Origin of the sequence: Streptomyces sp. NBC_00569 (genome assembly GCF_036345255.1) — a bacterium.
Classification (GTDB): Bacteria; Actinomycetota; Actinomycetes; order Streptomycetales; family Streptomycetaceae; genus Streptomyces.
The window spans coordinates 7,713,993-7,727,506 of sequence record NZ_CP107783.1; the positions used below are offsets into that span (position 1 = coordinate 7,713,993).

Here is a 13,514-nt window from a genome sequence, read left to right on the forward strand (position 1 = left end):
ATTCTGCACTCCTGTGGGTCAGTTCATCGTGAAGCCGCCGTTGACGGCGATCACTTGTCCGGTGAGATAGCGGGACTCCTCGCCGAGCAGGAAGGCGACGAGACCGATGAGGTCGCCGGGCTCCTGCGGCCGCGAGATGGCCCGGCCCGAGCGGTACAGCTCGTGCCGTTCCTCGGGGACGGTCTCGGTGGCCTCGCACTCGGTGAGGCCGGGCGCGACCGCGTTGACGGTGATGCCCTTGTCGCCGAGTTCCCTGGCCATCGCCCGGGTCAGCGCGATGACCGCGCCCTTCGAGGCGATGTAGTGGGCGAGGCGGGGGGAGCCGTAGAGCGCGGCGTCCGAGGCGACGTTCACGATCCGGCCCGGCGAGCCGAAGAGCGGGTACAGGGCCTTCGACACCAGCCAGGGGCTGCGGGCGTTGACCGTCATCAGGCGGTCCCACACCTCGACGTCGATGTCCTGGAACTCCTTGCCGCCCACGCCGTTGGCGAGAGCCGCGTTGTTGATCAGGCCGTACAGCGGACCCAGTTCCCGTACTCGGTCGGCGAGTTCGGTGACCGACTCGGGGTCGGACACGTCGCAGCGCACGAAGTGGGCGTCGAGCCCGTCGCCGCGCAGTCCCTCGACCGCGTCGGTGCCGCGCTCGGTGTCGAGCTCGGCGACCACGACGCGGAAGCCGTCCTCGGCGGCCCGGCGGGCCATGGCCAGTCCCAGGCCACGGCCCGCCCCGGTGACGACGACGGTGCCGGCGCCCCCTGAGGGGTCAGTCACGGGTGACACCGTGCATCGGCGAGTGCTCCGGGTACGACGGGACCTGCGGCTTCTGCGTGCCGATGACGACGCAGAACAGGGCGTCGGTGTCGCCCTCGTTCTTCAGGGACCGGGCCACGCCCGCGGGCACGACGATCATGTCGCGGTAGCCGAGGGTGCGGTACTCGACCTCGTCGGCGCCGCGGTGGATGCCGACGCGGACCTGGCCCTCCAGGACGAAGAAGGCCTCCTCGACGTCGTGGTGGGTGTGCTCGGGGCCCTCGGCGCCGGGCGGAAGCAGCATGTTGGAGAAGGTGAAGCCGCCGGACGGGAGGATCCGCGAGTCGTTCTCGTGGTTGCCGGTGGCGCCGGAGCCGACGTAGCGGATCTGGCCGCGGCGGTACTGCGGGCCCGCCTTCTCCTGGAAGGAGAGCGTGTTGAAGTCCGCGACACGGGACTCCTTGGTGGCGATGAGCGAGTCGGTGTACTTGCCGAGGTCGCTGCCGTTGTCGTAGTCGGTGGTGGTCAGAGGCATGGCTGGACTCCTACTCGGGGATGCGGGCGGTGATGCGGAGGTGGGACAGGACCCACGCGTCGAAGCGCGCGGGCTGTTCCTGGTTGGCCAGGTGACCGGCGTCCTTGACGATCACGTAGGCGGTCTTGTGGAGGCCGCCGGCGAGGACCTGCGAGGCCTCGACACCGGTGACCTGGTCCTGGTCGCCGCACAGGACGAGCGTGGGCGCGGCGATCCTGGGCAGTTCGGGCCGCAGGTCGGCGCCGGCCATGGACTCGGCGGCGTAGGCGTAGCCGGGCAGCCGCACGGACCAGGCCATGGTGTCGACGACGCGCTGTACGAGTTCCTCGGGCGCCCCGCCGGACACGAGCCGCGGCCCGCGCTTCTCGGCGAAGGCGCGCGGTCCGAGTTCGGCCAGCTCGGCTGCCCGCGCCCGCATGCCCTCGGCCTTGGCGGGGTCGGTGCCGGAGCCCGCGCTGGAGTCGGCGACGACGAGGGACTCGACCAGGTCCGGGTGGCGGGCCGCGAGCCGCAGCGCGATCACCCCGCCCCAGGAGACACCGAGGACGTGCGCGCGCCCGCCGCGCTCCCGGATGACCTCGGCCGCCGCGTCCGCGAACCCGTCGAGGTCCAACGGCCCCTCCGGATCCGGCGACTTGGCGTAGCCGGGCGCGTCCCAGGCCACCACCCGCGCGTACGCGGACAGCTCGGCCAGCTGCGGGGCGAACGCCGCCGACGAGGAGCCGATGCCGTGCAGGCACAGCAGCAGGGGGCCGTGGTCGCCCGCCTCCTCGACGTGGACGGCGCTCACAGGATCTGGCCCGTCCGCCCGGCCAGCGCCGCCAGGCTGCGCAGCACCGCGTACGGCACGACCTGGCTGGTCGCGGGGTTGCCCGGGTCCGGCAGGTGCGCGACGTCGAAGCGGTACGCGCCGTGCGCGCCGGACGCCTCGACGACGTGCCGGGTGTGGCGGGCGCCCGGGTCGGCGACGACCCGGACCCGCACAGCGTCCAGGTCGCCGACGGCGAGGGCGACCGAGGCGGCCACGTTCGTCGACTTGGGGAACTTCACGGGGATGTCGCGCGCCGTGCCGGACATGACCTCGACGGGCCCGGTCGCCGTCCGCAGCTTGGACAGCAACTGCTCGTCCATCCAAGGCTGTTCGAGGGTGGACGGCAGCTTGGTGGTGGTGAGCCGCACCTCGTCGAGGGGGCCGAGGGAGCGCACCGCCTGGAGGAGGTCGAGGCCGCCGACCGCGCCGCCGGTGAAGTACACCCGGCCCGGGCCCGCCGCGAGCAGCCGCTTGGACAGCTCGTCGTCGGTCAGCGCCCCGGTCGACGCGACGAGCAGATCGGTGCCGGAGGCGAGGACCCGCTCACCCCACTCCCGTACGACACCCTGCCCGGCCGCCTCGACGATCAGGTCGCAGCACTCCAGGGCCTCGTCGAAGGTCCGCTGGGGCGCGGGCGCCGTGTCGCCGAGGGGGCGGTTGTCGATGATGCATGTCAACTCGGCCCCGGGGACCTGCTGTTCGGCGAGTGCGGTGCCGACGACGCGGCCGATCGCGCCCCAGCCGACGAGGCCCACCTTGCGTACCGTGCTCATGCGTTGACCTCCAGGGAAGCGAGCGGGCCGGGGTCGGGGGTGCCGGCCATGTGACAGCGGATCTCCTTCGACGGCGGGCCCGCCGTGCCCCACAGGTCGGACAGCTCGGGCACGCGCCGCCACACCCGCGCGATCCAGGCGTCCTCGACGATCTGCGCGACCTCGGACGTGTACTCGCACACGAGCCCGGACGGGTCGGTGAAGTAGGAGAAGGTGTTGTTGCCGGGGCCGTGGCGGCCCGGGCCCCACTGCGGGTCGATGCCGTGGTGCTTGAGCCGGCCGAGTCCCCGCATGAAGTGGTCGACCGAACTCATCTCGTAGGCCACGTGGTTGAGGGAAGCCCACTCGGCCTGGTTGAACGCGATGCAGTGGTGGTCGGCGTTGCAGCGCAGGAACGCCATCTGGTGCTCGGACCAGTCGGAGACGCGCAGCCCGAGGACGTCGCAGTAGAACGCGACGGACGCGTCGATGTCGGCGGTGTTCAGGACGGCGTGCGTGACGCCGACGGGGACGGCGGCATCCCTGCCGCGCGGTGCGACCGCCTCGACCTGCGCGCTGATCTCCACGAGCCGCTGCTCGGGGTCGGTGAAGCGCAGGCCGTAGCCGCCGCCCACCTGGTCGAGCGGTCCGGGGCCGAAGACCGGGGTGATCCCGCGGGCCTCCAGGCGCCGGGCCGCCTCGTCGACCTCGGCGGGCGTGGCGACGGCGAACGCGAGCCGGCCGAGTCCCGTGCGGTCCGCGCGGGTGAGGTGCAGGACGTGGTGCTCCTCGCCGGTGCCGCGCAGCCAGGCCGCCGCGCCGCGCTCCGCCTCGACGGTCCGCAGGCCCCAGACCTCCTCGTAGAAGTCGGCGGCCTCGGTGAAGGCGGGGGTGAGCAGCTCGACGTAGCGCAGGGAGCGCAGGCGGGCGACGGGTCCTGGCGATGGGTGGGGCATGAGTGTCTCCAGACGACGGGGCGGTCAGTTGGCCCAGGGCAGGGGCGCGTCCGAAGTGCCCCAGTACAGGGACTTCTGGCGCTGGTAGGCGCGGATGGCGTCGCGGCCCTTCTCCGTACCGAGACCGCTGTCCTTCATCCCGCTGAACGGGGTGGACGCGCTGAACTGCTTGTACGTGTTGATCCAGACCGTCCCCGCCTCGATCCGGCGGGCCAGGCGCCACGCGGCCCGGTGGTCACGGGTCCAGATCCCGCAGGCGAGCCCGTAGACCGAGTCGTTGGCCTGGCGGACCAGGTCGTCCTCGTCGTCGTAGGGCAGGGCGACCAGGACGGGCCCGAAGATCTCCTCCTGGCAGGTCCGTGAGGTGTTGGGGAGCCCGTCGAGGACGGTGGGCAGGTAGTACGCGCCGTCCTGGTACCCGTCGCTCTCGGGCGCCCGGCCGCCGCACAGCACCCGGGCGCCCTCCGAGCGGGCCAGATCGACATAGGCGGCGACGGAGTCCCGGTGCCGGTGGTGGACCAGAGGTCCGACCTGGGTGCCGGGGTCCGTGCCGGGACCGACGCGCAACTTGCTCACGCGCTCGACGAGTTCGCCGACGAAGCTGTCGTAGATCTCGCGTGCGACGAAGAGCCGTGAACCGGCGATGCACGACTGGCCGCTGGACGAGAAGATCCCGAACATCACGCCCGCCAGGGCCTGCTCGACGTCCGCGTCCGCGCGCACGATCGTCGGCGACTTGCCGCCGAGTTCGAGGGAGGCGGGGATCAGCTTCGAGGCCGCCACCGCCGCGATGGACCGGCCGGTCTCCGTGCCGCCGGTGAAGCCGATCCTGGTCACCAGGGGGTGGTGCACGATCGCGTCCCCGACGACCCGGCCGCTGCCGGGCAGGACCGACAGCAGGGCGGTGGGCAGTCCGAGCTCGCCGAGCGCCCGGTGGATCAGGCGCCCGAGCGCGAGGGAGACCAGCGGGGTCCAGGCGGCGGGCTTGAGCAGGACGGCGTTGCCGCCGGCGAGGGCGGGCGCGATCTTCTGCGCGTCGCTGGCGACCGGCGAGTTCCAGGGGTTGATCGCGCCGACGACGCCGATCGGCTCGTACACGCTCATCGTCACGTACGGGCCGCGGGACGGGGTGAGGGTCTCCTCGGCCGTCTCCAGGGCCGCCGCCATGTACCGGAACGTGCCGGCCGCGCTGAGCGCGAGGGCCTTCGTCTCGGTGAGGGTCTTGCCGGTGTCGGCGGTCTGGAGGGCCGAGAGTTCGCCGGCGGCCTCCTCGGTCAACTCCGCTATGCGGTAGAGGAGCCGGGCCCGCTGGTGGGGGAGGAGGTCGCGCCAGGCCGGGTCGGCCACGGCGAGCGCGGCGGCCCGAGCGGCTTCGTCGACCTCGTCCGCGGACGCGGAGTGGACGGTGGCGAGCACCTCTCCGGTCGCCGGGTCGACGGTCTCGACCGGCTCGCCCGCGCCGCGTCGCCACTGGCCCGCGATCAGGATGTCGGTGGGGTGGTGAGGCACGGGCGGGACCTCCAGGCGGTCTACGGCCAACGGGTGCGGGGGAGTTGGGCTCACCGGGGCGCTCACTCACGTTGGTCGCGCCCATCGGCTTGCTCGGTGCTAGAAATCTAAGCGCTTAAGTATTTTCCCGCAAGACCCTGCGGAAAAGTCGTCGCGCGACAGTGTCCGAGGTGGGTTACGTGAGGGTGACGGTGCGGTCACTTCCGATGTATCTAAGTCGTTAATCATTGACCGCTTAGATAAGTCCTCTTAGTGTCTGCGCAACTCCTCTGTTCGCGTTGTCGCGGAAGGACCCCCTCATGACGACTGTGGCCGGCAAGCCAGGCCTCGGCTCGATAGCAGCCCGGCTCGAACGACTCCCGCAATCCCGCTGGCACGTGAAGGTCCGGTTCCTGATCGGTGCCGTGACGTTCTTCGAGGCGTTCGACCAGCTCCTTGCCGCGTCCGCGCTGCCCGTTCTGATCAAGGACTGGCACCTGACCACGGGCCAGGCCACCTTCGCGGTCACCACCGGCTCCGTGGGCATGCTCCTGGGCGCCCTGGTCGCCGGATGGCTGGGCGACCGGATCGGCCGGGTGCGGACCGTGGCCCTCGGCGTCGCCGTCACCGCGCTCGGGAGCCTCGCCGTGGCCTTCTCGAACGGCATCGAGCTCTTCTCGCTCTTCCGCTTCGTCCAGGGCCTCGGCATCGGCGGCGTCGTCCCCGTGGCGGCCACGTACATCAACGAGATCGCCCGCTCCGACAAACGCGGACGCTTCGTCCTGATCTACGAGATGATCTTCCCGGCCGGTCTGGCCGCGGCCACCCTCGTCGCCGTGTGGGTGGTGCCGAACCTCGGCTGGCGCGCGATGTTCGTGATCGGCGCCCTGCCCGTCCTGCTCGCCGCCGCCCTGCCCAAGCACGTCGCCGAGTCGCCCAGGTGGCTGCTGTCCCAGGGCCGCACCGAGGAGGCCGAGCAGGCCATCGCCCGGATCGAGGCGGAGGTCACCGCCGCCACCGGGGAACCCCTGCCGCAACCGGCCGCGGACCGGGTGGAGGAGACCTCCCGGGGCCGCCTGCGCGAGCTGTTCACCGGCCGCTACCTGCGCCGCACGACCGTGGTCTCCGGGCTCTGGTTCGTCGCGTACTACGTCAACCACGGCATCTCCACGTGGCTGCCGTCGCTCTACACCAAGAACTTCGGGCTCGACCTGACCACCGCGCTCGTCTACACGCTGCTCAGCAACGTGACGGGACTCCTCGGCACCCTCTGCGTCGCCCTCGTCATCGACCGCGTGGGCCGGCGCCCCGCCCTCGTGGCCGCGCTCGGCGGCACCACGTTCACCCTCGCGACGCTCGCCCTGGTCGGTGTGACGTCGGGCAGCCAGGTCGCGATCTTCGCCTCCTGCACGACGTTCTTCGTGTACGCCATCAACGCGGGCCTCTACCTCTACTCACCCGAGCTGTACCCGACGCGCAACCGCGCCAAGGGCGCCGCGTTCGGCGGCCTGTGGAACCGCCTCGGCGTCATCCTGGGCCCCATCACGGTCGGCGCGATCATCGGCGGGGGCGGCAGCCTCACGATCGTCTTCGCCCAGCTCGCCGCGGTCGCCGCGGTGGGTGCGGTGATCGCGCTGTTCGCGGTGGAGACGAAGGGCAAGACGCTGGAGGAGCTCAACTCCTGACGGTGGTACGGGTGTGCGGCGCCGGTCTCTCGCGCGGGGGGTGCGAGGGGGCGGCGCCGTTCGCGTGCCCGGCGTCGGCTCAGTCCTGTCCCGCCGTCATCGACCGTCCCAAACCGCCCAGCAGCGCCGCGAGTTGCCGCTGCTCGCCCGGAACGAGCCCCGCGAGCAGCTCCCGTTCGTGTGTGCGTCGCTCCTCGGCCACCCGGCCGACCAGGTCGGCCCCGGCCGGGGTGAGGCGGAGGTGGACGATGCGGCGGTCCTGGCCGTCACGTTCGCGTTCGATGAGGCCCGCCTCCACGAGGCGGTCGGCGTGCTGGGTGACACCGCCCGCGCTGACCGCGCCGGCCGCGGCGATCTCGCCCATCGTGCGCCGGTAGGGGGCGCCCGTCGCGTGCAGCGCGGACAGCACCTCGAAGGCGGCCAGGCTGATGCCGTGCCGCTTCACGACGCGGCCGATCAGGGTCCGGTAGCGCGCGGTGCAGGCGTTGAGGGCGGCGAACACGGCGGGGCCGGACGCGCCGGGGGCCTCGCGCGCGGGCCTGAGGCGGGCCGACGCGGGGTCCGGCTCCGGGGCCTGCCGCTCGGCGACCTGCGGTCCCGGGATCTGCCGTTCCGGGGCCTGCGGCTCCGGGGTCTGCGGCTCCAGGATCCGCCCGGTCAGCGCCGCCGTCAGGACGTCCGCGAGGACGGGCTCCAGGGTGTCCGTCGGTACCGACGTGGCCGGTTCGTGGGCGAACAGATAGCGCTCCATGATCACGCCGAAGAGGATGCTGCGGATCATGGCGATCCGCGCGTCCGCCGCGTCGCAGTCACCGAGCAGCCGTCGCAGGGGCTCGCTCACCTGCCGGTCGAGGATCGTGGACAGCAGCTCGGCGCTGGGGGGATGGCTGAGCCCCGAGCGGATCAGCGCCGGCCAGGGGTCGTGCGCGGGGAGCCGGTCCCAGCGGTCGAGATAGTCGTGGGCGAGCGCGTGCGGCAGCTCCTCCCGGCCGACCGAGGGATCGTCGAGCACGCCCTCGGTGACCCCGGTCCCGCCGCCGACGACCTCGCGGAACAGTCCGTCCTTCGAGCCGAAGTACGCCATGACCAGGCCGGGGGTGACGCCCACCTCGGCGGCGATGGCCCGGATGCCGACCCCTTTGTAGCCCTGGGCCGCGAACAGCCGACGGGCCGCCTCCAGCACGGCGCTGCGCCGCCCCTCGGGGTCGTGGGAGCGGCCGCGACGGGGCTCGGGGGCGGTCCGGTCCGGAGTGCTGTGCTCTGCGTCCACGTGCCTCAGATTAAACGAGTGTTCAGAATGGGGTGTTCGTGCCGGCCGTACGGCGGTGACCTGCCCGGGCCGCCGTCGCCGCCACGGGCCCGGGCCACCATCACCGGCCCGCGCCTGCCCGGCGAGCGCGCGCGGAGCGCGTTCGGGAACAGCCGTTCAAAACGCCCGTTCAAAAATGGCTCACGACGCGTGCACCGGCCCCGCGAGACCGCTCAGCGCCCGGCCGCTGCCGCCCCGCCGCACCGCGATGAGCTCCGCCGCGATGGACACGGCCGTCTCCTCCGGCCCGCGCCCGCCGAGGTCGAGGCCGATCGGTGAGCGCAGCCGCGCCAGTTCGGCCTCGCCGAGCCCCGCGGCCCGCAGTCGTGCCAGCCGGTCCTCGTGCGTACGCCGGCTGCCCATGGCGCCCACGTACCCGGCCCTGCTGCGCAGAGCCAGTTCGAGGACGGGCACGTCGAAGCGGGCGTCATGGGTCAGCACGCACACGGCGGTGGCCGCGTCCACCTGGTCCTCGTGGGCCGCGAACCAGCGGTGCGGCCAGTCCACGACGACCTCGTGCGCGTCCGGGAAACGGGCGGCCGTGGCGAAGGCCGGGCGGGCGTCGCACACGGTCACCCGGTGTCCGAGCAGCGCCCCGATCCGTACGAGGGGGCGAGCGAACTCGACCGCGCCGCACACCAGGAGGTGCGGCGGCACCCCGAAGGCCTGCACGAACAGGTCCCGCTCGGGCGTGCACGACGGGTCCGGGCCCGGCTCGCCGACGCGTACGAGGCCGCTCGTGCCGCGGGTGAGCAGCGCTTCGGCGGCCTGAGCCGCGGCACGGTCGAGCCGTGCGTCGCCGAGTGTCCCGCTCACCCCGGAAGCGCCCGTGGCGAGGCTTCCCGGCCCGCCCTCCACCGGCGTCACCAGCGCCACCGGGACATGGGCCGCGAGGTCGGCTGCCACACGGGCGAGCGGTGCGTCGGCGGTGACCTCGCGTATCAGCACCTCTATGGTTCCGCCGCAGGTCAGGCCCACCGAGAAGGCGTCGTCGTCGCTGACCCCGTACGTCTCGCGGGCGGGCCCCGCACCGGCGAGGACGTCCTCCGCGACCGCGCACACCGAGGCCTCCACACAGCCGCCGGAGACGCTGCCGACCACGCGGCCGTCCTCGGCGACCAGCATCGACGTACCCGCGGCGTGCGGGGCGGAGCCCCAGGTGCGGACGACCGTGGCCATCGCGAAGCGGGTCGCGGACGCCTGCCACGCGGCTGCCTGGTCGATCACGTGTCGCATGTCTCTCACCTCGAGCACATCGAATCGGCTGCACCCTCTTGCCAAGAAGAAACTTTAGTGTAAATCATTTCAGGCATTAGATAGTTGTGTCGACCCGAGAGGCCTGGTGGAAGCCGGTTGAAACCGACACCCTTTGACTACAGCGCTCCAGGCAGCGTCGGCGAGGTGCTCGCCCTCCTCGCCGACGAGGAGCGGGAGGCCAAGGTCCTGGCCGGCGGCCAGTCCCTGATCCCCATGCTCAGCATGCGCCTCGCCCGCCCGGGACTGCTCGTCGACATCACGCGGGTCCCCGGCCTCGACCGCCTGTACACCGACGTGTCGGGCGCTCTGCACATCGGCGCCGCCGTCCGGCAGTCCCGGGCCGCGGACGACCCCGTGGTGCGCGAGGGGTGGCCCCTCCTCGCGGCGGCGATCCGGCGCATAGGGCACCCGCAGATCCGCCACCGCGGCACGGTCTGCGGCAGCCTCGCGCACCACGACCCCGCCGCCGAACTGCCGACCGCCGCGCTCGCCCTCGACGCCCGCTTCGTGATCGCCGGACCCGGCGGCACCCGTACCGTCGGCGCCGCCGACTTCTTCGTGGCCACCTTCCAGACCGCCGTGGCACCGGACGAGCTCCTCACCGAGGTCGTCCTGCCGCCGAGGGCCCGTGACGGCTGGGCCTTCGAGGAACTCGCCCGCAGACATGGTGACTTCGCCACCGTCGGCGTCGCGGTCACCCTGCGCCGGGCGCCGGACCGGCGCACGGTCGGCGCCGCCCGCGCGGTCTTCTGCGGCGCGGGCCCCGTCCCCGTCCGCCTGCCCGCCGTCGAGGAGGCGCTCACCGGGACCGACGCGGGAACGGCGGCCCTCGACGCGGCCGCGTCCGCCGCGCTCGCCGGGCTCGCGCCCGCCGACGACGTCCACGCCACGGCCGCCTACCGCCGCGAGGCCGCCGCCCACCTCCTCGTCCGTGCCTGCACCCTCGCCTGGGAGCGCTGCTCATGACCACCGACCTCGCCACACCCGACCCGGCGGCGGCCACCCGCGCCGCCGCGCCGCCGCTCGCCGAACCCTCCGGCTGGCACGAGATCCGCCTGACCGTCGACGGCGCGTCCGTGACCGCCCAGGTGGAGTCCCGGCTGCTGCTCAGCGACTTCCTGCGGGACCGGCTGGGCCTCACCGGCACCCATGTCGGCTGCGAGCACGGCGTCTGCGGCGCCTGCACCGTCCTCCTCGACGGCGAACCCGCCCGCTCCTGCCTGACCCTGGCCGTGCAGTGCGAGGGCGCCGAGCTGCGCACGGTCGAGGGCCTCGCCCCCGGTGACGCCCCGCTCACCCCCGTACAGCGGGCGTTCCACGAGTGCCACGGGATGCAGTGCGGCTTCTGCACCCCCGGATTCGTGATGACGGCGACCGCGCTGACCGAACAGCCCCAGCGGCCCGACGCGGCTGATGTCGCCGACGCCCTCAGCGGACACCTGTGCCGCTGCACGGGCTACCGCAACATCCGCCGTGCCGTGTGCCAGGCGCTGGACGAGCGCTTCGCCGGCGGCCCCGCCGGGCGGGGGGAGTGACCCGCATGTCCCACGGACCGTCCCACGCACCCCGGCAGCCCGCGCCGGGCGGCGGCCCCTGGACCGGCCGCCCCGTCCCGCGCGTCGAGGACGACCGCCTCCTGCGGGGCAACGGCCGCTACGTCGACGACGTCGCCCTGCCCGGCGCCGCCGAGGCCGCCTTCCTGCGCAGCCCGCACGCCCACGCCCGCATCCGGTCGGTCGACGTCACCGCCGCGCTCGCCGCCCCCGGGGTCGTCGCCGTCTGGACCGGCGCCGACGTGGCCCATCTGCCCGCCATGCTCAACAAGGAGGAGCTGCGTACCCCGCCCGGCCTCGCCGAACTCCTCGACCCGTACGTCGCGATCACCCCGATGCCGCTCCTCGCCACGGACAGGGTCCTCTACGTCGGCCAGCCCGTCGCGGTCGTCCTGGCCGAGAACCGCTACCTCGCCGAGGACGCCCTCGAACTCGTCGACGTCCGCTACGCGCCCCTGCCCGTCCTCGTCGACCCCGACCGCGCACTGGCCGAGGACGCCCCGCTGCTCCACGACGAGCTGCGTGACAACACCGCGGTCGCCGTGGCCACCAAGGTGGGCGACCCCGACGCGGCGTTCGCCTCGGCCCACGCCGTCGTCAGCGAGGAGTTTCAGGCCCACCGCTATGTCGCCTCGCCCATCGAGACCCGCGCGGTCTCGGCCCAGGTCGACCCGTACAGCGGCGAGCTGACCGTCTGGTCCAACACCCAGACCCCGCACCGGGTGCGGGAGGCCACGGCGCACACGCTCGGCCTCGATCCGGAACGCGTCCGCGTCATCGCCACCGACGTCGGCGGCGGCTTCGGACAGAAGGGCATCCTCTACGTCGAGGAGATGCTCGTCCCGTACGCGGCCCGTGTCCTGGGCCGCCCCGTGCTCTGGCGCGAGGACCGCAACGAGAACCTGACGGCCTCCTCGCACGCCCGCGAGCAGATCCACCGCATCGAACTCGCCGCGGACGCCCAGGGCCACCTCCTCGCCGTACGCGACCGCATCACCGTCAACTTCGGCGCGTACAACATGACCGGCCTGGTCGTGCCCTACAACTCGGTGTGCCACCTCCTCGGCCCCTACCGCGTCCCGCACGTGGACATCGACGTCGTCGGTGTCCTCACCAACACCACCTTCGCCACGCCCTACCGGGGAGCGGGCCGCCCCGAGACCGTCTTCGCGATGGAGCGCGCGATGGACCGCCTCGCCGCCGAACTCGGCATCGAACCGGCCGAGTTGAGGGCGCGCAACCTCGTGGGCCCCGACGAGATGCCGTACGCGACGGGCCTCGTGGACCGCTCCGGCAAACCGCAGTCGTACGACTCCGGGGACTTCCCCGAGCTGCTGCGGCGCGCCGTCGCCAAGGCCGACCTCGAAGGCGTGCGCGCCCGGCAGCGCGAGGGCGCCCGCGACGGCAGGCTCGTCGGGATCGGCTTCGCGATGTACATCGAGGCGACCGGACTCGGCCCGTTCGAGACCGCCCGCATCGACATCGCCCCCAGCGGCCGGGTCAAGCTCGCGATCGGCGCGCCCTCCCAGGGGCAGGGACATCGCACGTCCATGGCGCAGATCGCCGCCGACGCGATCGGAGTGCCCTTCGACGCCGTCGACGTGGTGGGCGGGGACACCTCCGCGACGCCGTTCGGCGTCGGCACGATCGCGAGCCGGGCCCTCGTCAACGCGGGCAACGCCACGCACCGGGCAGGCCGCCTCGTCCGCGAGAAGATCATCGAGGCCGCGGCGCGCCGGCTCGGCGTCCCCGCCGACGGCCTCGACCTGCGCGAGGGCGTCATCAGGTCCAAGGCCGCCGAGGGGCCGGCCCTCACCCTGGCCGAACTCGCCGGCCGGGCCCCGCTTCCCGGCACCCCCGAACCCACCGACGGCCGGCACGGCACCGAGCTCAGCGAGACCGTGCACTTCCGTCCACCCGGCTTCGCCGTCTCGAGCGGGGCGCACGCCGCCGTCGTCGAGGTCGACGAACACACCGGAGAGACCGAGATCCTGCACTACGTGGCCGTCCACGACGCCGGCGTCATCGTCAACCCGATGATCGCCGAGGGCCAGGTCACCGGCGGCATCGCCCAGGGCATCGGCGGCGCGCTCTACGAGGAGATGATCTACGGCCCCGACGGCCAGCCCCGTACCGGCACCTACATGGACTACCTGGTGCCGACCTCGTCCGAGATACCCGACCTCGACCTCGACGAGATCCACTCCCCGAGCCCGATGAACGACCTCGGCGTCAAGGGCCTCGGTGAGGGCGGCGCCATCGCCCCGCAGGCCGTCCTCGCGAACGCCGTCGAGGACGCGCTGCGCCCCTTCGGCGTGGTCGTCCGGCGCGGCCCCCTGTCGCCCAGCCGCGTCCGCGACCTGCTCCGCGCGGCCGGCCGGCCCACGGCCGCCCGCTGACCCGGCGCCGCTCCACCCC

Annotated in this window: 12 protein-coding genes; 4 read left to right on the forward strand and 8 right to left on the reverse strand. The window is 73.2% G+C overall.

Going from position 1 to position 13,514, the window contains the following annotated elements; genetic code table 11:
* Positions 1-18 precede the first annotated feature (18 nt).
* From OHO83_RS34715 to OHO83_RS34740, 6 genes are read right to left on the reverse strand one after another with little or no spacing between them, the layout of a single operon-like run.
* A complete protein-coding gene (locus tag OHO83_RS34715) occupies positions 19-771 on the reverse strand; it encodes an SDR family oxidoreductase (protein ID WP_266668670.1) in 753 nt (250 codons plus the stop codon).
* Positions 764-1,285, reverse strand: a complete 522-nt coding sequence (locus OHO83_RS34720; RefSeq protein ID WP_266668669.1) for a cupin domain-containing protein — start codon at positions 1,283-1,285, stop codon at positions 764-766. Before OHO83_RS34720 ends, OHO83_RS34715 begins: the two co-directional genes overlap by 8 nt.
* Positions 1,286-1,295: 10 nt before the next feature.
* A complete protein-coding gene (locus OHO83_RS34725) occupies positions 1,296-2,075 on the reverse strand; it encodes an alpha/beta fold hydrolase (RefSeq protein ID WP_330280248.1) in 780 nt (259 codons plus the stop codon).
* Positions 2,072-2,869 carry an aspartate dehydrogenase domain-containing protein gene (locus OHO83_RS34730; protein ID WP_266668665.1) on the reverse strand — a complete coding sequence of 266 codons (798 nt, stop codon included), beginning with the start codon at positions 2,867-2,869 and terminating at the stop codon, positions 2,072-2,074. The genes OHO83_RS34725 and OHO83_RS34730 overlap by 4 nt, the downstream gene beginning before the upstream one ends.
* Positions 2,866-3,804, reverse strand: coding sequence for a VOC family protein (locus OHO83_RS34735; protein ID WP_266668663.1), 939 nt, complete (start codon positions 3,802-3,804; stop codon positions 2,866-2,868). The genes OHO83_RS34730 and OHO83_RS34735 overlap by 4 nt, the downstream gene beginning before the upstream one ends.
* Positions 3,805-3,828: 24 nt before the next feature.
* Complete coding sequence (locus tag OHO83_RS34740; protein WP_266668661.1) at positions 3,829-5,313, reverse strand: aldehyde dehydrogenase; 1,485 nt, start codon at positions 5,311-5,313, stop codon at positions 3,829-3,831.
* Positions 5,314-5,612: 299 nt separating this feature from the next.
* Here OHO83_RS34740 and OHO83_RS34745 point away from each other — a divergent pair, with 299 nt between their 5' ends.
* The gene (locus OHO83_RS34745) at positions 5,613-6,977 is read left to right on the forward strand and encodes an MFS transporter (protein ID WP_266668659.1); all 1,365 of its coding nucleotides are present in this window, start codon (positions 5,613-5,615) and stop codon (positions 6,975-6,977) included.
* 79 nt (positions 6,978-7,056) lie between these two features.
* On the opposite strand, the gene OHO83_RS34750 is transcribed toward OHO83_RS34745, so the two are convergent.
* On the reverse strand, positions 7,057-8,247 hold the full coding sequence (locus OHO83_RS34750; RefSeq protein WP_330280249.1) for a TetR/AcrR family transcriptional regulator: 1,191 nt from the start codon (positions 8,245-8,247) through the stop codon (positions 7,057-7,059).
* A 180-nt stretch (positions 8,248-8,427) separates the two neighbouring features.
* Positions 8,428-9,522, reverse strand: a complete 1,095-nt coding sequence (locus tag OHO83_RS34755) for an XdhC family protein (protein WP_266668657.1) — start codon at positions 9,520-9,522, stop codon at positions 8,428-8,430.
* Between the two features lie 117 nt (positions 9,523-9,639).
* Between OHO83_RS34755 and OHO83_RS34760 the strand changes: the two genes are divergently transcribed.
* From OHO83_RS34760 to OHO83_RS34770, 3 genes are read left to right on the forward strand one after another with little or no spacing between them, the layout of a single operon-like run.
* A complete protein-coding gene (locus OHO83_RS34760; RefSeq protein WP_266668655.1) occupies positions 9,640-10,509 on the forward strand; it encodes an FAD binding domain-containing protein in 870 nt (289 codons plus the stop codon).
* The gene (locus OHO83_RS34765; RefSeq protein ID WP_266668653.1) at positions 10,506-11,078 is read left to right on the forward strand and encodes a (2Fe-2S)-binding protein; all 573 of its coding nucleotides are present in this window, start codon (positions 10,506-10,508) and stop codon (positions 11,076-11,078) included. Before OHO83_RS34760 ends, OHO83_RS34765 begins: the two co-directional genes overlap by 4 nt.
* Before the next feature lie 5 nt (positions 11,079-11,083).
* The gene (locus OHO83_RS34770; RefSeq protein ID WP_266668651.1) at positions 11,084-13,495 is read left to right on the forward strand and encodes a xanthine dehydrogenase family protein molybdopterin-binding subunit; all 2,412 of its coding nucleotides are present in this window, start codon (positions 11,084-11,086) and stop codon (positions 13,493-13,495) included.
* Positions 13,496-13,514: the final 19 nt, after the last annotated feature.